At 44.3% G+C, this 21,370-nt stretch carries 16 protein-coding genes; 9 read left to right on the forward strand and 7 right to left on the reverse strand.

Annotation, left to right across the window (positions count from 1 at the left end):
* Positions 1-250 precede the first annotated feature (250 nt).
* Complete coding sequence (gene macA, locus ACGF5R_RS07705) at positions 251-1,366, forward strand: macrolide transporter subunit MacA (protein ID WP_112878988.1); 1,116 nt, start codon at positions 251-253, stop codon at positions 1,364-1,366.
* Positions 1,366-3,309, forward strand: a complete 1,944-nt coding sequence (gene macB / locus ACGF5R_RS07710; RefSeq protein WP_112878987.1) for a macrolide ABC transporter ATP-binding protein/permease MacB — start codon at positions 1,366-1,368, stop codon at positions 3,307-3,309. Before macA ends, macB begins: the two co-directional genes overlap by 1 nt.
* An 80-nt stretch (positions 3,310-3,389) precedes the next feature.
* Here the strand turns inward: macB and cspD are convergent, their stop codons facing one another.
* Complete coding sequence (gene cspD, locus ACGF5R_RS07715) at positions 3,390-3,611, reverse strand: cold shock-like protein CspD (protein ID WP_036814644.1); 222 nt, start codon at positions 3,609-3,611, stop codon at positions 3,390-3,392.
* A gap of 342 nt (positions 3,612-3,953) precedes the next feature.
* On the opposite strand from cspD, the gene clpS reads away from it, so the two are divergent.
* Positions 3,954-4,274: an ATP-dependent Clp protease adapter ClpS gene (clpS, locus tag ACGF5R_RS07720; protein ID WP_112878986.1), complete on the forward strand. Its 321-nt coding sequence runs from the start codon at positions 3,954-3,956 to the stop codon at positions 4,272-4,274.
* A gap of 32 nt (positions 4,275-4,306) precedes the next feature.
* Complete coding sequence (gene clpA, locus ACGF5R_RS07725) at positions 4,307-6,583, forward strand: ATP-dependent Clp protease ATP-binding subunit ClpA (RefSeq protein ID WP_112878985.1); 2,277 nt, start codon at positions 4,307-4,309, stop codon at positions 6,581-6,583.
* Between the two features lie 84 nt (positions 6,584-6,667).
* Here the strand turns inward: clpA and infA are convergent, their stop codons facing one another.
* From infA to trxB, 5 genes are all read right to left on the reverse strand, one after another.
* On the reverse strand, positions 6,668-6,886 hold the full coding sequence (infA, locus tag ACGF5R_RS07730) for a translation initiation factor IF-1 (RefSeq protein WP_002211347.1): 219 nt from the start codon (positions 6,884-6,886) through the stop codon (positions 6,668-6,670).
* Between the two features lie 156 nt (positions 6,887-7,042).
* Positions 7,043-7,735 (reverse strand): leucyl/phenylalanyl-tRNA--protein transferase, encoded by a 693-nt coding sequence (gene aat, locus ACGF5R_RS07735; protein WP_112879011.1) that lies wholly within the window; start codon positions 7,733-7,735, stop codon positions 7,043-7,045.
* A 6-nt stretch (positions 7,736-7,741) separates the two neighbouring features.
* A complete protein-coding gene (gene cydC, locus ACGF5R_RS07740; protein ID WP_262981005.1) occupies positions 7,742-9,490 on the reverse strand; it encodes a cysteine/glutathione ABC transporter ATP-binding protein/permease CydC in 1,749 nt (582 codons plus the stop codon).
* 2 nt (positions 9,491-9,492) lie between these two features.
* Positions 9,493-11,262 (reverse strand): cysteine/glutathione ABC transporter permease/ATP-binding protein CydD, encoded by a 1,770-nt coding sequence (cydD, locus tag ACGF5R_RS07745; protein ID WP_112878983.1) that lies wholly within the window; start codon positions 11,260-11,262, stop codon positions 9,493-9,495.
* 134 nt (positions 11,263-11,396) lie between these two features.
* Positions 11,397-12,356: a thioredoxin-disulfide reductase gene (gene trxB, locus ACGF5R_RS07750; protein ID WP_387690378.1), complete on the reverse strand. Its 960-nt coding sequence runs from the start codon at positions 12,354-12,356 to the stop codon at positions 11,397-11,399.
* A 498-nt stretch (positions 12,357-12,854) separates the two neighbouring features.
* Between trxB and lrp the strand changes: the two genes are divergently transcribed.
* The 5 genes from lrp (at position 12,855) to serS (ending at position 20,382) form a co-directional block, all read left to right on the forward strand.
* A complete protein-coding gene (gene lrp / locus ACGF5R_RS07755) occupies positions 12,855-13,349 on the forward strand; it encodes a leucine-responsive transcriptional regulator Lrp (protein WP_011145896.1) in 495 nt (164 codons plus the stop codon).
* 130 nt (positions 13,350-13,479) lie between these two features.
* Positions 13,480-16,812 (forward strand): DNA translocase FtsK 4TM domain-containing protein, encoded by a 3,333-nt coding sequence (locus ACGF5R_RS07760; RefSeq protein ID WP_387690380.1) that lies wholly within the window; start codon positions 13,480-13,482, stop codon positions 16,810-16,812.
* Positions 16,813-16,899: 87 nt separating this feature from the next.
* Entirely contained in the window at positions 16,900-17,511 is a 612-nt protein-coding gene (gene lolA, locus ACGF5R_RS07765; RefSeq protein WP_112878980.1) for an outer membrane lipoprotein chaperone LolA, read from the forward strand.
* 7 nt (positions 17,512-17,518) lie between these two features.
* Entirely contained in the window at positions 17,519-18,862 is a 1,344-nt protein-coding gene (locus tag ACGF5R_RS07770) for a replication-associated recombination protein A (protein ID WP_387690382.1), read from the forward strand.
* Between the two features lie 230 nt (positions 18,863-19,092).
* Entirely contained in the window at positions 19,093-20,382 is a 1,290-nt protein-coding gene (gene serS / locus ACGF5R_RS07775) for a serine--tRNA ligase (RefSeq protein ID WP_387690384.1), read from the forward strand.
* Between the two features lie 117 nt (positions 20,383-20,499).
* Here the strand turns inward: serS and ACGF5R_RS07780 are convergent, their stop codons facing one another.
* Positions 20,500-21,273 (reverse strand): BPSS1780 family membrane protein, encoded by a 774-nt coding sequence (locus tag ACGF5R_RS07780; RefSeq protein WP_387690386.1) that lies wholly within the window; start codon positions 21,271-21,273, stop codon positions 20,500-20,502.
* Positions 21,274-21,370 lie beyond the last annotated feature (97 nt).

The raw sequence follows: 21,370 nt of genomic DNA on the forward strand, positions 1-21,370 counted from the left end.
AAGACTATAAAAATAAAAGATAACAATTTTTTTACATTAAGAGAATAGCCAGGATAGAGTGAAATGTATTGTTGCTCAAAGAATTTTTTATTCTTAAGGTGGGTGTGTTATTAATAACTTTCAGTGGATATAAAACGTAAAGGGAACGGTATCTATCTGGAATGAGTGGAAATCTCAGGTTTTCGTGGTATTGCAAGAAATAAGTTTTTACTATTTTTCTGAATCCAATGCTTAATATGGTGATATTTAAATGAATTTTATTCGTTCGAAACGTCGATGGGTTGTATTGTTAGCTATTGTGACCGTTATCACATTGGTTCTGGGATATTTTCTGTATAGGCCAGAAGCGATTAAATATCAGACAGTCTCTATCATTAAAGGCGATTTGGAAAAAAATGTACTGGCAACGGGGAAATTGGACGCGGTCAGAAAAGTGGATGTGGGCGCACAGGTAAGTGGTCAGTTGCAGAATTTGTATGTTGAAGTGGGTGATAAGGTGACAGAAGGCCAGTTATTGGCATTGATTGATCCTAAACCTGCGCAAAACCAGGTCAAAGAAGTTGAAGCCACGATCAAAGAATTGAGTGCTTATTTGATAGAAGCCAAGGCACAATTGGAATTGGCGCAGGTGACATTACAGCGTCAGAACAATCTGGCAAAAGTACAGGCTGTCTCACTCCAGGAATTGGATCAGGCTAAAACGGACGTTGAAGTAAAAAGAGCGAAGGTAGAAACTTTGCTGGCGCAAATCAGTAAAAATCAGGCCAGCCTTGATACTGCTCAGACTAATTTGCAATATACCCGGATTACCGCGCCAATGGATGGTATCGTTGTCAATATCAAAACCCTTCAGGGGCAAACAGTCATTGCGGCACAGGAAGCCCCGACTATTCTGACACTGGCTGATCTGGGAACGATGTTGGTAAAAGCGGAAGTGTCAGAGGCCGATGTTATTTACCTGAAACCGGGCCAGAAAGCTTCTTTTACTGTATTAGGCGCACCGGATAAAAATTTTCCAGGGGTGTTGAAAGATATTTTGCCGACGCCAGAAAAGATTAATGATGCCATTTTCTTCTATGCCCGCTTTGAGGTGGCTAATCCTCAGCAACTTTTGCGTTTGCAAATGACCGCCCAAGTGAAAATTCAGCTTGATTCCCATCGTGATGTGTTAATGATCCCGATCTCTGCTCTGGGTAAACAGATTACGCCAACTCGCTATGAGGTGGATATCTTGAATGGCGATAAAGAAGAGAAACGAGAAGTGACCATTGGTGTGCGCAATGATGTAAATGTACAGATTCTATCTGGCCTGAAAGAACATGAGCAGGTGATCACTGGTCGTAGTGAAGAAGTCGAGGATGAGTAATGGATGCGTTACTTGAGCTGAAAGGTATAGAGCGCAGCTATCCCGCTGGTGAGCAGCAGGTAAAAGTACTGGATGATGTCACCTTGTCTATTCATGCCGGTGAGATGGTTGCCATTATCGGCGCGTCAGGTTCGGGTAAATCGACACTGATGAATATTCTTGGTTGTCTTGATAAACCCAGTCAGGGTGAATACCGGGTCGCAGGACAGAATGTTGCTGAACTGAGTGATGATGAATTGGCAGCACTAAGGCGGGAACATTTTGGCTTTATTTTTCAGCGTTATCATTTGCTAACTCATTTGACCGCTGAACAGAATGTGGAAATTCCTGCTATCTACTCAGGAGCCTCTAAAGCGGTACGTCGCCAGAGAGCCATAGAATTACTTGGTCGTTTGGGGCTTGAAGAGAGAACCTGCTATCGTCCGGGGCAGCTTTCTGGTGGACAGCAGCAGAGGGTTAGTATCGCCAGAGCGTTGATGAACGGAGGGCAAGTCATTTTAGCCGACGAACCAACGGGAGCGTTGGATAGCCATTCCGGCGAAGAGGTGATGGCGATCCTCAAACAACTGTGTGAACAGGGGCATACCGTCATTATTGTCACTCATGATCCGAAAATCGCGGCGCAGGCACAGCGCATTATCGAGATCAAGGATGGTCATATTATGAGTGATTCTGGTACGAAAATAAGCAAAAAAGTCACTAAGGTCCCGTCGTCAACATCAAAAATATCTTCAATACGCCAGACCCTTGGGCGGTTTAATGAAGCTTTATTTATGGCATGGCGAGCGATGGTTGCCAACAAGATGCGCACTTTACTGACTATGTTGGGGATTATCATTGGTATTGCTTCTGTCGTGACTATTTTGGTTATCGGAGATGCGGCTCGGGCATCGGTATTATCCGATATTAAAGAGATTGCAACGAATACTATTGATATTTATCCGGGAGAAGATTTTGGCCTTGATGATCCGGTCAGTATGCAAGCGCTAAAAATAGAGGATTCAGACGCGATTAAAGCGCAGCCCTATATTCTGGCGGTTTCACCAGAAATTGAGGGGCAAATGCGCCTTCGTAAAGGGAACATTGATGTTGCTTCAAGAGTGACTGGCGTTGGTGATGAGTTTTTTCAGGTTTATGCTCTGCGCTTTGCTCAGGGAATGGGGTTCTCATTGGATATGATACGCCGTCAGGGGCAAGTTGTGGTTATTGATAAAAATACTCAGCGTAAATTGTTTCCTCACCAGAAAAATGTGATTGGGGAGGTGATTTTGGTGGGTAATATGCCGGCCACAATTGTGGGAGTGATATCTGATAAGAGAGCTGCATTTGGCAGTAGCAAATCATTACATGTCTGGTTGCCTCATAGCACGATGACCAGCCGTCTGATGAACCGAAATTATCTGGATTCAATTACTGTCAGAATAAAGGATGATTATAACTCTAAGGATATAGAAAAGAAGATAGTTCAATTGCTCACTTTGCGCCACGGCAAAAAGGATGTTTTCACCTATAACGTGGACATGATGGTAAAAGCAGCGGAAAAAACGGCTCATACTTTACAACTGTTTTTGACGATGGTAGCGGTAATTTCACTGATAGTTGGCGGTATTGGCGTCATGAATATTATGTTGGTTTCAGTAACTGAACGTACAAGAGAGATCGGCATCCGTATGGCAGTAGGCGCAAGAACCAGTGATGTGATGCAACAGTTTCTGATAGAAGCTATTTTGGTTTGTCTGGTTGGTGGCGTTTTGGGCATTGCACTCTCTTATATGATTGCATTTATCGCTCAATTAGCGCTCCCTGGCTGGAGCTTTGTTTTCCAGCCTGTTGCTTTACTCAGTGCTTTCGCCTGTTCTACCGCAATTGGGGTGATATTTGGGTTTCTGCCGGCCCGTAATGCTGCTCGTCTTGATCCAATCGAAGCGTTAGCAAGAGAATAAGCGGAAATAATATGACGCCGCAGGTAATTGCCTGCGGCGTATGAAAATAATACCTGGTTATGACCCACAGGCCAGGCTATTTAGCCTTTGGGTTCGTTTTCAAGAGGAACAATAATACTGGCATGATTTCCCTTTGGTCCTTGGTGAACGCTGAAATTCACCTTTTGGCCCGCTTTCAGCGTCCGGTAACCGTCCATCTGAATGGTTGAGTAATGAGCGAATATATCTTCTCCGCCGCTTGCCGGGCAAATAAACCCAAAACCCTTAGCATTATTGAACCACTTAACAGTACCTGTCTCCATACTTTTACATCCCTCGTCTAATGATTTCGGTTGAGATGAGCCATTAATATAACAGTCGTAAACAATCACATGTAAACAGTGGCATTATCTATGTTTGTTCACAAAACATACTGTAGTAAAAATCAAATTCTCGTCAAGCACAGAACAAATGTCTGGTTGTTTTGAATGACTAAAGTTTGATATAGATAACGATATGAGTTTCGTTCATGCACTTTTATGCCGAGTTTTCATAGGGGAATAGTCTGTGGTAAAAGGAGTTGCCCAGATAATGATAAGATAAATGGCAACATAATTTATTTGCTGGCAGTGGCTGGTTTTAGAGATTAATCCGTTGGGAAAATAATGAGCGAGTATCATAACAATTTGAAAAGTAAGGAATCTATTAAGGATGAGCGACAACAAAAACTGCAACCGCCGTCAATGTATCAGGTCATTCTTAACAATGATGATTACACTCCGATGGAGTTTGTAGTTGACGTATTACGAAAGTTCTTTTCTTATGATATTGAACGGGCAACGCAATTAATGTTGGATGTCCATTATCAAGGGAAGGCTGTTTGTGGGGTTTATACTGCTGAGGTGGCAGAAACTAAAGCAGCCCAGGTAAATATGTATGCCAGGGAGTATGGGCATCCATTACTTTGTACGCTGGAAAAAGTTTGACCAGGTATACTGATTTTTAGGGGGAGGTGCTTATGCTCAACCAAGAGCTTGAACTTAGTCTTAATATCGCCTTTGCTAAAGCACGGGATAACAGACACGAGTTTATGACCGTGGAGCACTTATTGCTGGCGTTGTTAAGTAATTCATCAGCGCGTGAAGCATTGGAAGCCTGCAAGGTCAATCTGGCTCAATTGCGTAAGGAGCTGGAGAATTTTATTTCACAAACGACACCGTTGTTACCTGAAAATGATGAGCGGGAGACTCAGCCAACGTTGAGCTTCCAACGTGTTCTTCAGCGCGCGGTATTTCATGTTCAATCCTCTGGGCGTTCAGAGGTTTCTGGTGCTAATGTGCTGGTGGCTGTTTTTAGCGAACAGGAGTCTCAAGCGGCTTATTTGCTGCGTAAACATGATGTGAGTCGTCTGGACGTGGTTAATTTCATTTCTCACGGAACTCAAAAAGAGGACTCGGAATCGGATCATCAGGAGACAGGCACGCAATCAGCAGAAGAGCAGCTTACAGGAGAGGATCGGTTGGAAAATTTTACAACTAATCTTAATCAACTCGCTCAAAGAGGACAGATTGATCCATTGATTGGCCGCCAGGATGAGTTAGAAAGAACAATTCAGATATTGTGCCGCCGTCGAAAAAACAACCCATTGTTGGTCGGAGAATCGGGGGTTGGTAAGACAGCTATTGCAGAAGGGCTGGCGTGGCGGATTGTGCAAAAAGATGTACCGGAAGTGATGGCAGATTGTACGATTTATTCGTTGGATATTGGTTCATTGCTAGCGGGAACTAAATATCGTGGCGATTTTGAGAAGCGCTTCAAAGCATTGTTAAAAACCCTTGAGCAGGATAGAAAAAGTATTCTATTTATAGATGAAATCCATACCATTATCGGTGCGGGGGCTGCGTCAGGGGGGCAGGTCGATGCGGCTAATCTGATTAAGCCATTGTTATCCAGTGGACGTATCAGAGTGATTGGTTCTACGACCTATCATGAATTCAGTAATATTTTTGAAAAAGATCGGGCATTAGCGCGTCGTTTTCAGAAGATTGATATTGTTGAGCCTTCACCCGAAGAGACAGTACAGATTATTAGAGGGTTGCGGCCAAAATATGAGGCGCACCATGATGTACGTTATACCACGAAAGCTATCCGTGCTGCGGTTGATTTATCGGTGAAATACATTACTGATCGCCACTTACCGGATAAGGCGATCGATGTGATCGATGAAGCTGGGGCGCGTACTCGTCTGGTGCCGATTAGTCGCCGTAAAAAAACGATTAATGTGTCGGATATTGAATTCGTCGTTGCCCGGATTGCCCGGATTCCTGAAAAAACCGTTTCTGCCAGTGATAAAGATGTCCTAAGAACGCTGGATGAGCGGCTGAAAATGTTGGTATTCGGTCAGGATACCGCGATTGCGGCATTGACCGAAGCTATTAAGATGAGTCGTGCAGGGTTAGGGCAGGATAATAAACCGGTGGGTTCTTTCCTACTTGCAGGTCCGACAGGCGTAGGGAAAACGGAAGTCACCGTACAGCTTGCTAAGGTGTTGAATATCAAATTATTGCGTTTTGATATGTCAGAATATATGGAGCGCCATACAGTAAGTCGTTTAATTGGTGCACCACCGGGATATGTTGGTTTTGATCAAGGAGGATTGCTTACGGATGCTGTGATTAAACATCCTCATTCAGTATTGCTGCTTGATGAGATTGAAAAAGCACATCCAGATGTATTTAACCTGTTATTGCAAGTCATGGATAACGGTACTCTGACTGATAACAACGGGCGCAAAGCGGATTTTCGTAACGTCATTTTAGTCATGACAACGAATGCGGGTGTACGTGAAACACAGCGCAAATCCATTGGATTTAAGCAGCAGGATAACAACTCCGATGCAATGGAAGAAATTAAGAAAGTGTTTACACCGGAATTCCGTAACCGTCTTGATGGTATCATCTGGTTTAATACGCTTTCTATTGAAGTCATTCAACAGGTAGTTGATAAGTTCATTGTCGCCTTGCAAGCACAATTGGATGAAAAAGGCGTTTCGCTGGAGGTCAGTGCGGATGCTCGTCAATGGTTATGTGATAAAGGCTATGATAAAGCAATGGGTGCTCGTCCAATGGCGCGGGTTATTCAGGATAGCTTGAAAAAACCGTTGGCAAATGAACTCCTATTCGGCTCATTAGTTCACGGTGGTTCGGTGAGTATCGGCTTGGATAAGGCAAAACGCATACTGACTTACGATTTCAGCAATGCTTATAAGCAGAAGCCGGAAGATGTAGTGCACTAATAGAAGAGCGACACCACAGGTGAATACAAAGTTGTTAAATACAAAGTTGCTACCTGTGGTGTAATATCTGAAAACGGTAATGAATCAGCGGCTACGGAAGACGATACGGCCTTTGCTCAGGTCATATGGGGTCAGCTCAACTGTAACCTTGTCGCCTGTCAGGATGCGAATATAGTTTTTACGCATTTTACCTGAAATGTGAGCAGTGACTACGTGCCCGTTTTCTAATTCAACGCGGAACATAGTGTTTGGTAGTGTGTCTAGCACAGTACCTTGCATTTCAATATTGTCTTCTTTGGCCATCTAATCCTCTAAGTTTAATAACCATCGTTTTTAACGGGCAAGATAATGCCGAAAAACCCTCATTATGTAAAGGAATGTTGTATTTTAACCCGTTATTTTGCAAATAGTGCATAGTGATATTTATGTTATCAGCAACATGAATCGGTCAAATGTTGATTATAATTCCAGTACTTGTTGTAACCAGCAACCAGGTTTTAATGACCGATTTCTGAATTGATAAAGATACTGAATAAATTCTTCCCTGGGGATCTCTTTTGCACCCAGTGAAGCTGTGTGATGGTTAAGCACTTGGCAATCCAGTAGTTCACCACCGTGTCGCAGAAAATGGTGATAGAAGGCAATGAACGCACATTTGGATGCATTCTCCATTCTGCTGAACATAGACTCACCGCAGAATAGTGTGCCAACGCTGACACCGTACAAACCACCAACAATCCGCTCATTGTGCCAGACTTCTACTGAATGCGCTTGTCCTATCTGATATAATTTTTTATAACCTTGTTGAATATCCTTGCCTATCCATGTTCCTTCCTGCCGTTGAGCACAGAAATGAACCACCTGTTCAAAAGCATGATTCACCGTAATATGGTATGGGGGATTGCGCAGAAACCGGCGTAGGGTTCGGCCGATATGCAATTCACCCGGAATGATTACCGCACGCGGATCGGGGGACCACCAAAGTGGCATTTCACTGGGTAAAAACCAAGGGAAAATACCTTGATGGTAGGCTGCATTTAATCGCTTAGCGGATAAATCTCCCCCGACTGCCAGTAGGCCGTTAGGCTCCGTTAATGCTTCTTTCGGGTGAGGGAAATCATATGAATCAGCATCCAGTTGAATTATTGGCATCATGTGTTACTGCCCCGGTTTAAGACGAATCTGATGTGGTCGCTGATAAAACTGATAATAGCGACCTTGCTGAGCCAGTAATTCATTATGCTGCCCTTGTTCAATAATAGTGCCGCCATCCATGACGTAAATACGGTCCATATGGTCAAGCCCGTACAGGCGGTGGGTGACAATAATCAGTGACTTATGCTGACAATGCTGATGCAATAGAGATAGAATTTGTTGTTCAGTATCCGCATCGAGTCCTTCCGTAGGTTCATCCAGTAACATCAGTGGCGCCGAGTGCAGTAACGCTCTGGCAATTCCCAAGCGGCGCTGTTCACCGCCTGACAACTGACGACCGCCTTCGCCCATCCAGCAGTTTAGTCCCTCATTGGTTTCCAGTAGATTGCTTAAACCTACCTGTTTCAGCACAATTTCTAGTTCATTATCGGTTGCATTTGGTTTTGCCAGTAATAAATTCTGTCGTAAAGTATGACTGAACACATGAACACGTTGTGAAACAACCGATATCATACTGCGCAGAGTTGATTCGTCATAAGCAGTAATAGAATGCTGATTCAGACAGATTGAGCCTGAATCAATATCCCAGGCCCGGGTCAATAATTGTAGCAAGGTAGATTTACCACAACCGGTTTTGCCTAACAGCGCGACATGTTCCCCTGCTTTCAAGCAGAGAGAAACATTTTTCAGGACGGCCATTGGCTGATCAGGATAAGTGAAACTGATATTTTTGATATCAATACTGGCTTGAGCTGAACTTTCCGGCCCTGATGTAGGAAAGGTTACTTCCGGTTCTTGTTGCATCAATTGAGAAACCCGGGTTGCAGAGGTAATGACCTGTCCTAGATGTTGAAATGCAACAGTGACGGGGCCCAGAGTTTCAAATGCGGCAAGAGAACAGAAGACGAACAGTGCGATTAATGCCCCCGGTTGTTTGTTTCCCCCCACGCCGTTAGCTGCCAGCCATAAGATCAATGTGACAGTCATACCGGTGGCAAAAATCATAACTGCCTGTGACAAGCCGGTTAGATTCGCTTGCTGTTGCTGACGTCTTAACCAACGTGACTCAATATCAGCCATTGACTTGCGGAAACGGCCAGCAGCACCGAATACCATCAATTCGGCTTGTCCTTGCAATGCCGCTGTGAGTTGGGTGCGGTATTGACCACGCAGAATAGTCAGATTGTGGCCAACGGATTTACCTGCGTTATAAAATACTGATGGCAGCAGGATCAACAGAGCCAGCATAATACCGCCAAGGATATAGGCTAATGTGAGATCCAGAAAGCCAAGGCCGAAAGTGAGGACCATGATAACGATAAGAGCTGATAATATCGGCGAAATCACCCGTAAATAGAGATGATCCAATGTTTCAACATCAGCAACTAGTCGGTTTAATAATTCTCCTTGGCGAAAACGAGCTATTCCTCCCGGTGAAAGTGGCAAGATTTTCTGAAAGGCAAAAACCCGTAAATGTGCCAATACCCGGAAAGTGGCATCATGGCTAACCAACCGTTCAGCATAGCGCCCGGCAGTTCGAAGAATGGCTGAGCCACGGACACCGGCCGCCGGTAGCATATAGTTGAATGTATAACCGGCAAGACCTGCTAGTGCTGCGCCTGCAAGGAACCAGCCAGAGAGGGTCAGTAAACTTATGCTGGCGAGTAGTGTAACAATGGTCAGAACCATGCCTAAACTGATAAGAAACCAATGACGGCGATAGAGCGCCAGAAAAGGAAGCAATACCCGCATAATTACAGCTCCTTACTTCGATGGGATAACAGGCGGGTGAATACCCCTTGAGATTGGCTTAGCGACTGGTAATCTCCCTGTTCAATAATCAACCCCTTTTCCATGACCCAAATCTGATCATATTCCAGCGTTTCTTCCAATTGATGGGTAACTAACAGGGTCGTCTGATGATGAGATGCCTGATTGAGTGTTTCCATCACCTGTTGTTCGCTATGCGCATCCAGGCTGGCGCCAGGCTCATCCAGTAATAATAACCGGCAAGGTTTCAATAGGGCACGGGCAACAGCGATACGTTGGGCCTGACCAACGGATAATCGTGCTGCATTATCACCGATGATGGTATTCAGCCTATCGGGTAAATCGTGAATAAATTCGATGACGTATGCTTGTTCCATAACCTGATGGATTTGTTGTTGATTGGCATTAGGTTGGTTCAGACGAATATTATCAAGCAAAGTCTGCTCAGGCAGATGTGGATTTTGTCCAACCCAGCTCAGTTGATTACGCCATCTCTGTTGATCCAACTCACACAGTTCGGTGCCATTAATTTGTATTGAACCACGATAGGGCAGGAACCCTAACAGTAAATTCAAGAGGGAACTTTTACCTGCTCCACTTTGACCAATTAATGCCACCCGTTGATTTTTCTCTATAGTAAAATTCAACGGGCCAGCAAGCCGGTTGCCGTCGTGGGCCAAAATTTCCAGATTATTAGCAATGATGGTCAACGGATCTTGGGGGGGAAGTGTTTTATCACCACCGGCAGGTGCATATTCACCATCACTGCTCAATAAAGTCACTAATGCTTCGGCGGCCCCAATCGCCTGTGCTTTAGCGTGATAATAAGTACCCAGATCGCGTAATGGCTGAAAAAATTCTGGGGCGAGGGTTAACACCAGAAAACCGGCAAACAGGGTAACACCCATCCCGTAACTGCCAAAATTAAGCTCCCCCAAATAGGAGAAACCGAAATAAACAGCGACAACGGCAATAGAAATGGCTGCAAAGAACTCCAGCACCGCAGAGGAAAGGAACGCTAATCTCAGCACTTCCATCGTTCTGCAACGGAAGTTTTCGGTGGATTCGTTGATTTGTTGTGTTTCTACTTTGCCGCGATAAAACAAGCGCAACGTTTCTAACCCACGTAACCTATCAAGAAAATTACCGCTTAACCGCCCTAGTGCGACAAAATTACGCCGATTAGCGTCTGCGGCGCCTAAACCAACCAGCGCCATAAATAGCGGGATCAGGGGAGCAGTAGCGAATAAAATTAGCCCGGCAGCCCAGTTAACAGGGAATAGGGTGATCAGAATAAGAATAGGGATTATGACGGCGAGAGACATCTGTGGCAGATAGCGGGAATAATAATCCTGCATATCTTCTATCTGCTCAAGAATAATGGTTGCCCAACTACCGGCTGGTTTACCCTTAACCCACATTGGGCCAAGTTGTTCCAGCTTATCTAATACCATAGCGCGGATTTTCTGACGCACGACTTTGCCACAGATAAAACCGATTCGTTCCCGAATGGCACTGATGATAGCTCGTAACACAAAGGTGGCTGCTAGCAACCAAAATTCGTTCGTAATGTGCTCGCGTGGAAGATTATCCATGATTAAAGCTTGCAGAATTGAGGCCAGTAGCCAGGCTTGAGCAATAATCAATAATCCATTGATTAAGCCAAATAACATGGACAGGCGGAGCCAGCGTTGGGCCGGGGCACTTTGCTGTTTCAGCCAGCGAACCAATTCATACTGTCTTGTTTTGTCCATAAGGAAAAATTCTAATTTAACAGGTGAGAGTAATGGTGTACCAAAAGGCTGGACATATCCTATGTGTCAACATCCTGCTGATATGTTACATGTTAAAAAGCGCTACCGAAATAGCGCCTTGAAAGAAAAAGAATTTATTTAGCGGCTAGCCCATCCAGGAAACGTTCTGCGTCAAGGGCTGCCATACAACCTGTACCGGCGGACGTAATTGCCTGTCGGTAGGTATGATCCATGACATCACCGGCGGCGAATACACTGGGAATAGAGGTCTGAGTGGCGTTACCCTGTAAACCGGATTGAACTTTGATGTAACCATTATCCAGTTCTAATTGGCCTTCAAAGATAGTGGTATTGGGAGTATGGCCGATAGCAATGAAGGTGCCGGTAACCGCCAATTCTTCTGTAGCGCCACTTTGGGTATCGCGTAGGCGAACACCGGTAACACCCATATCATCACCGAGTACTTCATCCAGAATACGATCGGTGTGCAGGATGATATTGCCATTTTTGACTTTATCCATCAGGCGATTAATCAAGATCTTCTCTGAACGGAAGGTATCACGGCGATGAATTAGATGAACTTCCGCTGCAATATTTGCCAGATATAAGGCCTCTTCTACCGCAGTATTACCACCGCCAACAACGGCGACTTTCTGGTTACGATAAAAGAAACCATCACAAGTTGCACAGGCTGAAATACCACGCCCTTTGAATGCCTCTTCAGAAGGTAAACCTAAGTAACGGGCAGAAGCACCTGTTGCGATAATCAGTGCGTCACAGGTATATTCTTGTTCATCACCATAAAGGCGTAAAGGCCAGTTTTGCAGATCAACTTTTTGAATATGGTCAGAAATGATTTTAGTTTGGAATTTTTCAGCATGTTGGTGCATGCGCTCCATTAACCCTGGGCCGGTCAAATCTTCAGGATCGCCTGGCCAGTTTTCGACCTCGGTGGTTGTAGTCAATTGACCGCCTTTTTCAACCCCGGTAATAAGAACCGGATTTAAATTTGCTCGGGCAGCATAAACCGCAGCGGTATAGCCTGCTGGACCGGAGCCAAGAATAATGAGTTTGTGGTGTTTGGCGGCGCTCATGAATACCTCATTTCCATTTATCACCTATCGAATATCGAACGATTGTAGGAGAAATAGGAGGGTAAAAAAAGTTAAAAGACTCATGTTACTAACGATTTTACCGATAGATATTAACTAACAATGATTTTAACCTGAGAAAAGTGTCCTTTTAGTGCTGTTTGGATTTTATTTGCTCGTTTTCAATTAATGATAGACTATCGAAACGATTAACTGAAAATTTGTTCCACAGGTTGTTCTGATTTTTGCTCATTTACTTTGACAATCGGCTGTGCATTTGCGAAAACATCACTGTAAGAGATAATTATCCACCTCGCTAAATTCGTTTCTATAAAAATCGACATGCGGATAATTCCCTCTAGTGTAGCATTAAAAAAATGGCCTGTGAGTTGCTTTACGCTGATAGAGCGAGGCTTTAACTTTAAGACATCTTTTCCAACTCAAACTCAAGAGATAGGGGAAAATGTTATGGGTGTAGGAAAATAAAGAGAGATCAACAAAATGATAGATAATAAAAAACGTCCGGGAAAAGATCTTGATCGCATAGATCGTAATATCCTAAATGAGCTACAGAAAGATGGGCGAATTTCTAATGTAGAACTGTCTAAACGGGTAGGTTTGTCTCCAACCCCGTGTCTGGAACGTGTTCGTCGTCTGGAACGCCAAGGGTTTATTACTGGATACACGGCATTGCTGAATCCTCACTATTTGGATGCATCTTTGCTGGTATTTGTTGAAATTACCTTAAACCGTGGTGCTCCAGATGTTTTTGAACAATTCAACGCTGCTGTACAAAAATTGGAAGAGATTCAGGAATGCCACTTAGTTTCCGGTGATTTCGACTATCTATTGAAAACTCGCGTACCAGACATGTCAGCTTATCGTAAGTTGCTAGGCGAAACTTTGTTGCGTTTGCCAGGTGTTAATGACACCCGCACATATGTTGTGATGGAAGAAGTTAAGCAGAGCAATCGTTTGGTCATTAAGACTCGCTAAAATCTTACCAAAAATGTACAGGTGCAAAACTGGAAAAACTTAGGTACACTCCTGTTTATGCATACAGTTTCAACGCTGAGCTATCTCGGCGTTGTTCCGTTAAATTAACAGGAAACCTGGAGAGCCTTTCTTGAGCCAGGAATATACAGAAGATAAAGATATTAAATTAAAGAGACTGAATAGCGGGCGCAGGCTGTTAGAAGCTGTGTTGCTTGTCATTGTTATCCTAGCGGTTTATCTGCTGGTCGCACTTGTCAGTTTTAACCCTTCTGATCCCAGTTGGTCTCAGACTGCATGGCATGAGCCAGTGCATAATTTGGGTGGTGGTGTGGGTGCATGGCTGGCCGATACGCTGTTTTCTGCATTTGGCATTCTAGCTTATGTCATCCCGCCAGTGATGATATTGGGTTGCTGGACTGCTTTTAAGCAACATGATGACCGAGAGTATGTTGATTTCTTTGCGTTGGCTTTGCGCGTTATTGGTGCATTGGCAATCGTTTTGACTTCATGTGGATTAGCGGCACTGAATGTTGACGATCTCCATTACTTTGCTTCCGGCGGTATTATTGGCAGTCTGTTTAGTAGTGCGATGTTGCCCTGGTTTAATGAATTAGGTGCAACTTTGGTCTTGCTGTGTATTTGGGCAATTGGGTTGACGTTATTTACTGGTTGGTCATGGTTAACCATTGCTGAAAAAACGGGAGCAGTAATTCTGGGAGCAATAGGATTTATTACCAATCGTAGCCGTAATGAACAGGAATATATGCCATACGGTGAAACGGCTATTGAGAGGGAAGATCCCGCCGATGATAAAACAGAATCTGAATTTACAGCGGCTGATATTGATCATGATGATGTACTATTTACAGCACCTTCAGCCGTAGAATTAGCAAAAGCTGAACTGGACGAACCAGAATCGGTGAAAGCAGAAATCGAACAAGAACAGCCAATAGATATTCCTACCACTAATATGGCTGATATTGATGCTGAACCTGAAATTCTGGTTAATACATCCGATGATATTGCACGCCCTCAGTCATTAGTAGAAGAGAGTGAAAAGAATAATGACGAACTTGTTCGTTATGTATTTGAAACGCCTGCTGAGTACCGTTTTGAGCCTATATCTGAATTTAATCGTGAAGCAACGCCAACATTTGAATCCATCGAAAATAGCCAGGACAGCGGTGATACCTTCACTTTCATGCCTGAAACAGAGTCAAAAAATGTTGTAGCGTCAACTGCTGCAACGGTTATAACGGGTAACTCTCAAGTAAAACAAGGAATCGGGCCAGAACTACCTCGTCCTAATCCTGTTCGTATTCCAACTCGCCGTGAATTGTATGGCATTAAAGTGCCTTCACAACGTCTTGCAGAACAACAGCGTGAAGAGGAGGCTAAACAGCAAGTAGGTGGAACGGATGATGATATTGAGTCTGATAAACAGCAAGAAGCGTTGCTGAGTCAGCAGTTTCTTGAACAACAGCGCGAGCGTTATCGTATTACGGCGGATACAGAAGAACAGACTCCAATCCAGCCTCAGATAAGACAGAATCTATTTGAGCTGGAAAATGAGCCTTCGGTGGAAAAACGGGTTCAAACAGCGACAGAGACTGTCAAACAGACAGTTGAGCAGCCGCAATATAAGCGTTATCAGGAGCAAGGTCACCAGGAGAAAAAAGAGCTTTCTGCTCTGGAGAGTTTATCGATTTTAAATAACTTTTCACCGGTTGAAGATTTAGTTGAAAAAGAGCCGGCAGAGCCGTTATTTATGCCTTCTGTTCAATCAGCACCGGAAAATCAATCAGAACGACCCACAGAAATTGCTTTTGCGCCAGCACCTGTACACAATGTTGTGCAGCAACCGCAGCAACCGCAGCAACCGCAGCAACCGCAGCAACCGCAGCAACCGCAGCAACCGCAGCAAGATAGCTTATTCCATCCGTTTTTAGTTCGTAACGATCAACCGTTGCCAAAACCAACGACACCAATGCCTTCGCTCGATCTGCTAACCAGTCCTTTAGCAGAAGAGGAACCCGTTGATATGTTTGCCCTTGAGCAAACGTCCCGTTTGATTGAAGTGCGTCTGAGTGATTATCGAGTTAAAGCTGATGTTGTGGGTTTTTCACCCGGTCCGGTGATTACCCGGTTTGAACTGGATTTGGCTCCGGGTGTTAAAGCCTCACGTATTTCCAACTTATCAAGAGATTTAGCACGTTCTCTATCAGCGGTCGCTGTGCGTATTGTTGAAGTGATTCCGGGTAAACCTTATGTTGGCTTGGAATTGCCGAATAAAAAGCGCCAGACGGTCTATTTGCGTGAAGTATTGGATTGTGAAAAATTCCGCGATAATCCGTCACCACTGACAATTGTGTTGGGTAAAGATATTGGCGGCCAGCCGGTTGTGGCTGATTTAGGTAAAATGCCGCACTTGCTGGTGGCGGGTACAACCGGTTCGGGTAAATCTGTTGGTGTCAACGCTATGATCCTCAGTATCCTCTATAAAGCAAAACCAGAGGATGTCCGCTTTATTATGATTGACCCAAAAATGTTGGAGTTATCGGTTTATGAAGGTATTCCGCATCTGTTAACCGAAGTTGTTACCGATATGAAAGATGCTGCTAATGCACTGCGCTGGTGTGTCGGTGAAATGGAACGCCGTTATAAACTGATGTCTGCATTGGGTGTGCGTAATCTGGCGGGTTATAACGAAAAGGTTAAGCAGGCAGAAGAGATGGGACGCCCAATTCCTCATCCATTCTGGAAGCCGGGTGACAGCATGGATGCTACTCATCCGGTGCTGAAAAAAGAACCGTATATTGTTGTTATGGTCGATGAATTTGCTGACTTAATAATGACCGTCGGCAAAAAAGTCGAAGAGCTGATTGCCCGATTAGCACAGAAAGCGCGTGCTGCTGGTATCCATCTGGTTCTGGCGACTCAACGTCCATCTGTCGATATTATTACCGGTCTGATTAAAGCCAATATTCCGACTCGTATTGCCTTTACGGTTTCCAGCAAAATTGATTCCCGCACCATCCTTGATCAAGGCGGCGCTGAATCTTTGTTAGGCATGGGGGATATGCTTTATCTGGCGCCAAACTCCTCGATTCCGGTGCGTGTTCACGGTGCATTTGTTCGGGATCAGGAAGTTCATAAAGTGGTTAATGATTGGAAAGCTCGCGGTCGTCCAGAGTATGTTGACAGCATTCTCAGTGGTGGTGATGATGCTGAAGGTGGCTTGGGTCTTGATAGCGACGAAGAGTTGGATGCCCTGTTTGATCAGGCAGTTCAATTCGTGACGGAAAAACGACGAGTTTCGATTTCTGGCGTCCAGCGTCAATTCCGTATTGGTTATAACCGAGCGGCGCGTATTGTGGAACAGATGGAGGCACAACAGATTGTCAGTGCTCCGGGTCATAATGGTAATCGTGAAGTATTAGCCCCACCGCCACATGAGCACTAATTATTGAATATTGAAAACTCTGATAGTAAATCACTCAGGTAATAACGTTGAGAAAGAAGTAATAACGTTGAGAAAGGTATCTCTTACATGAAAAAGCTGATATTGATTGGTTGTTTAATGGTTGGCATGAATATCAATGTGGCATGGGCAAATGCCAGCCAGAATTTGCAGGAACGTTTGGGTAAAGTAAATAGTTTTCATGCCAGCTTTACTCAAACCGTCACTAGTGATGATGGGGCAACAATTCAGGAAGGCGAGGGGCAATTGTGGGTGAAACGTCCAAACCTATTCAACTGGCATATGACATCACCTGATGAAAGTGTCTTGGTATCGGATGGTAAAACATTGTGGTTTTATAATCCATTTGTTGAGCAGGTAACGGCTAATTGGTTGAAAGATGCCACAGGTAACACGCCGTTTATGTTAATTACTCGTAACGATGCTAAAGATTGGTCCCAATATAAAATTAGCCAGCAAGGGAATGATTTTGAACTGACGCCGAATAATGTCACTGGTAATCTGAAACGTTTCTCGATTACCGTCACGATGGATGGCACTATCCAAAAATTTTCTGCTATTGAGCAGGATGGACAAAAGAGTGCTTATCAATTAAAAGGGCAGCAAAATACCCATGTGGATGCGGCAAAGTTCAGTTTTACGCTACCGAAAGGCGTTACGCTGGATGATCAGCGCCAGTGAGGTTTAAGTGAACAACCTGTCACTCGATTTTTCTCAAAATGAATTTCAGCCATTGGCCGCGCGTATGCGGCCGATGACATTAGAGCAATATATCGGGCAGCGGCATTTACTCGCTGAAGGAAAACCTCTGCCAAGGGCTATCCGGGCTGGACAACTGCACTCCATGATTTTATGGGGGCCACCGGGGACGGGCAAAACAACATTAGCTGAAATTATTGGGCATTATGCTCAGGCTGATGTTGAACGGATATCTGCGGTCACTTCCGGTATCAAAGAGATACGTGAATCGATTGAAAAAGCGCGTCAGAACCGGAATTCAGGGCGTAGAACTATCCTGTTTGTTGATGAAGTACATCGTTTTAACAAAAGCCAACAGGATGCTTTTCTGCCACACATTGAAGATGGCACGATCACCTTTATTGGTGCGACGACAGAAAATCCCTCTTTTGAACTGAATTCCGCATTACTTTCACGAGCGCGTGTCTATCTACTTAAGTCATTGACAACAGAAGAGATTGAGCAGGTTCTTGAGCAGGCTATGAATGATAAAGAGCGTGGTTATCGTGGACAGAATATCGTTTTGCCTGAAAACACCCGTCGTATGGTGGCGGAACTGGTTGCAGGCGATGCTCGTCGCTCACTGAATCTGCTTGAAATGATGGCGGATGTGGCAGAAACCGATGCTCAGGGGCTGAGGGTTTTGACACCGGGGCTATTGAAAGAAGTCAGTGGAGAGAGAAGTGCGCGTTTTGATAATAAAGGTGATCGTTATTACGATTTGATTTCAGCACTGCATAAATCTATTCGTGGTTCTGCACCTGACGCTGCGCTTTATTGGTATGCTCGAATTATTACTGCCGGTGGTGATCCATTATATGTTGCCCGTCGTTTATTGGCTATTGCTTCCGAAGATGTTGGTAATGCCGATCCTAGAGGAATGCAGGTAGCGATTGCTGCATGGGATTGTTTTACCCGTGTTGGGCCGGCAGAAGGTGAAAGGGCGATTGCTCAGGCTATTGTTTATCTTGCTTGTGCACCGAAAAGTAACGCTGTTTATACCGCTTTTAAAGCAGCAATGGCTGATGCGAAGGAAAAACCTGATTATGATGTTCCCGCACATTTGCGCAATGCACCGACAAAATTGATGAAAGGGATGGGGCTTGGCGAGGAATATCGTTATGCCCATGACGAACCTAATGCTTATGCTGCGGGTGAAGTTTATTTTCCGCCTGAGATGCGGGAAACTCGTTATTATCATCCGGCTAACCGAGGATTAGAAGGTAAAATAGGCGATAAACTCGCCTGGCTTGCTGAACAGGATCAAAATAGCCCGATAAAACGCTATCGCTAACATTATTGTTGCGGTAAGGTTGGCAGGTAAAATATCTTATGGCCCATCAACTTGTGTGGGCCTATTCACATCATCTATACCCAATGGATTTCAAGATCCATCGCGACGGCAAGGGAGCGAATCCCTGGGAGCATAGATAACTATGTGACCGGGGTGAGTGAGTGCAGCCAACAAAGAGGCAACTTGAAAGATAACGGGTATAACTTAATAACGACAAGCACAGGACTAGCATGCTCGATCCAAACATACTGCGTAATGAGCTAGACGCAGTCGCCGAAAAACTGGCTCGCAGGGGTTATACCCTTGACGTGGATACGCTGCGCAAACAAGAAGAGCGCCGTAAAGTTTTACAAGTTGAAACTGAAACCCTGCAAGCAGAACGTAATTCCCGATCGAAAGCTATTGGTGCAGCAAAAGCCCGTGGTGAAGATATTGATCCGCTACGTCAGGAAGTGAACCAGTTAGGTGAAAAGTTGGATACAGCGAAAGCCAAACTGGAAAAACTTCAAGCTGAAATCCGTGATTTGGCTTTAAGTATCCCTAACATTCCAGATGACTCTGTACCGGTAGGTAAAGATGAGAACGACAATTTGGAAGTGAGCCGTTGGGGTGAGCCAGGTAAATATGATTTTGAAATTCAAGATCATGTTTCATTAGGTGAATTGACCAATGGTCTGGACTTTGCCGCTGCGGTTAAACTAACCGGTTCACGCTTTGTGGTGATGAAAGGGCAAATTGCCCGTCTGCATCGGGCCTTGGCGCAATTTATGCTAAACCTTCACACAGAACAGCATGGCTATTTGGAAACTTATGTTCCCTATTTGGTAAACCATGAAACCTTATATGGTACGGGTCAATTGCCGAAATTTGGTGAAGATCTTTTTCATACTAAGCCGCTGGAAGAAGAGGCGGAAAGCCATTACGCGCTGATCCCAACTGCTGAAGTTCCGATAACCAACTTGGTTCGTGGTGACATTCTGGATGAAAATGAATTGCCATTGAAAATGACCGCTCATACCCCTTGCTTCCGTTCAGAAGCGGGTTCTTATGGCCGTGACACTCGTGGCCTGATCCGTATGCACCAGTTTGATAAAGTTGAGTTGGTTCAGATTGTTCATCCTGATGAATCAATGGATGCATTGGAAGCATTGACAGGACATGCAGAGAAAGTACTGCAATTACTGAACCTGCCATATCGTAAAGTTTTATTGTGTACCGGTGATATGGGTTTTAGCGCGTGTAAAACTTATGATTTGGAAGTGTGGTTACCGGCTCAGAACACATATCGTGAAATCTCTTCCTGTTCTAATATGTGGGATTTCCAGGCGCGCCGTATGCAAGCACGTTTCCGTGGCAAAGAAGATAAGAAAACTCAATTACTCCATACCCTGAATGGCTCTGGTTTGGCAGTTGGCCGTACTCTGGTTGCCATTATGGAAAACTATCAGCAAGCCGATGGTCGTATTGAAATACCCGAAGTATTGCGTCCATATATGGGTGGTTTGGAATATATTGGTTGATTATTGTATTAATGAAAAGCGCCAGATTTGGCGCTTTTTGCTGTCTATTTTATTAATTACAAATTTACTGAAAATAAAATTACCAAATTCAGTAAATAATAAATGTATCTTTATCTTTTAGTTAACTAAAGTCGATGACTTCTCCTTACTGATGAAAATGCTACGGTAAGATGAATAATAGCTGGCGAAAAATATTGGTATAGTGACTAAAAAGCCTAAGCCGAAAGTCACTATAGAAAGTGTCGTCATTAACGCAAAGATAATAAAGAATAGGAAACCGGGCAATAAATTCTTCTTCACTGCTTCCAGGCTCATTGATACGGCAGCACCAAATTTCAAATTGTGAATAACGATTAACGCTGGTGCAAACCAGGTTAAAGCAGCAGCAATGATGCTGAAGATAAACAGAATAAAGACACCAAGAAGTAATGGAGACAGATCACTTGGGAATATTTCAGTAGGAACTTCACCATATTGACTAGCTAAGAAGATGTTAATCATGGCACTACCGCCGAGAATAAACATTGCTATGATACCAAGAAGCATAATGCCAAATGATAAGGCACCAACGCCAAGTAGTGACGCAAAGTTTTGCTGAAATCCGCTGAATAACAGCCCTAGTTCAAATTCTCCGGTAGTTCTCTGTTTTTCACACAGAGCAATAATGCCTCCAGCTAGTACTGAACCCAAAATCCCTGCAAATATCCCAAGGAAAGGAATAAGCTGTAAACCAGATATGATAATGAAATAAATGATACTAAGTAGTATCCACACACCTAATTTACGTTTGACGAGACCCCATGCTTGACTAATCCATCCCATACCTTCGACGCTACTGAGGGATTGACCTCCAAGGATAAATACCTCTTGATTGTTGTATATACCCGTCATCTTTCAAGTTGCCTCTTTGTTGGCTGCACTCGCTCACCCCGGTCACATAGTTACCTATGCTCCCGGGGATTCACTCCCTTGCCGTCGCGATGCATCT

The sequence above is a fragment of the Photorhabdus sp. RM71S genome, assembly GCF_042879355.1.
GTDB classification, from domain to species: domain Bacteria; phylum Pseudomonadota; class Gammaproteobacteria; order Enterobacterales; family Enterobacteriaceae; genus Photorhabdus; species Photorhabdus kayaii.

Excerpts from the sequence above, each read along its gene's own strand:
- trxB (WP_387690378.1), bottom strand. The coding sequence starts at position 12,356 with ATGAGCGCCGCCAAACACCACAAACTCATTATTCTTGGCTCCGGTCCA.
- macB (WP_112878987.1), top strand. The coding sequence starts at position 1,366 with ATGGATGCGTTACTTGAGCTGAAAGGTATAGAGCGCAGCTATCCCGCT.
- lrp (WP_011145896.1), top strand. The coding sequence starts at position 12,855 with ATGATAGATAATAAAAAACGTCCGGGAAAAGATCTTGATCGCATAGAT.
- clpS (WP_112878986.1), top strand. The coding sequence starts at position 3,954 with ATGAGCGAGTATCATAACAATTTGAAAAGTAAGGAATCTATTAAGGAT.
- infA (WP_002211347.1), bottom strand. The coding sequence starts at position 6,886 with ATGGCCAAAGAAGACAATATTGAAATGCAAGGTACTGTGCTAGACACA.
- aat (WP_112879011.1), bottom strand. The coding sequence starts at position 7,735 with ATGCCAATAATTCAACTGGATGCTGATTCATATGATTTCCCTCACCCG.
- cydC (WP_262981005.1), bottom strand. The coding sequence starts at position 9,490 with ATGCGGGTATTGCTTCCTTTTCTGGCGCTCTATCGCCGTCATTGGTTT.
- macA (WP_112878988.1), top strand. The coding sequence starts at position 251 with ATGAATTTTATTCGTTCGAAACGTCGATGGGTTGTATTGTTAGCTATT.
- serS (WP_387690384.1), top strand. The coding sequence starts at position 19,093 with ATGCTCGATCCAAACATACTGCGTAATGAGCTAGACGCAGTCGCCGAA.
- cspD (WP_036814644.1), bottom strand. The coding sequence starts at position 3,611 with ATGGAGACAGGTACTGTTAAGTGGTTCAATAATGCTAAGGGTTTTGGG.
- ACGF5R_RS07780 (WP_387690386.1), bottom strand. The coding sequence starts at position 21,273 with ATGACGGGTATATACAACAATCAAGAGGTATTTATCCTTGGAGGTCAA.
- cydD (WP_112878983.1), bottom strand. The coding sequence starts at position 11,262 with ATGGACAAAACAAGACAGTATGAATTGGTTCGCTGGCTGAAACAGCAA.
- clpA (WP_112878985.1), top strand. The coding sequence starts at position 4,307 with ATGCTCAACCAAGAGCTTGAACTTAGTCTTAATATCGCCTTTGCTAAA.
- lolA (WP_112878980.1), top strand. The coding sequence starts at position 16,900 with ATGAAAAAGCTGATATTGATTGGTTGTTTAATGGTTGGCATGAATATC.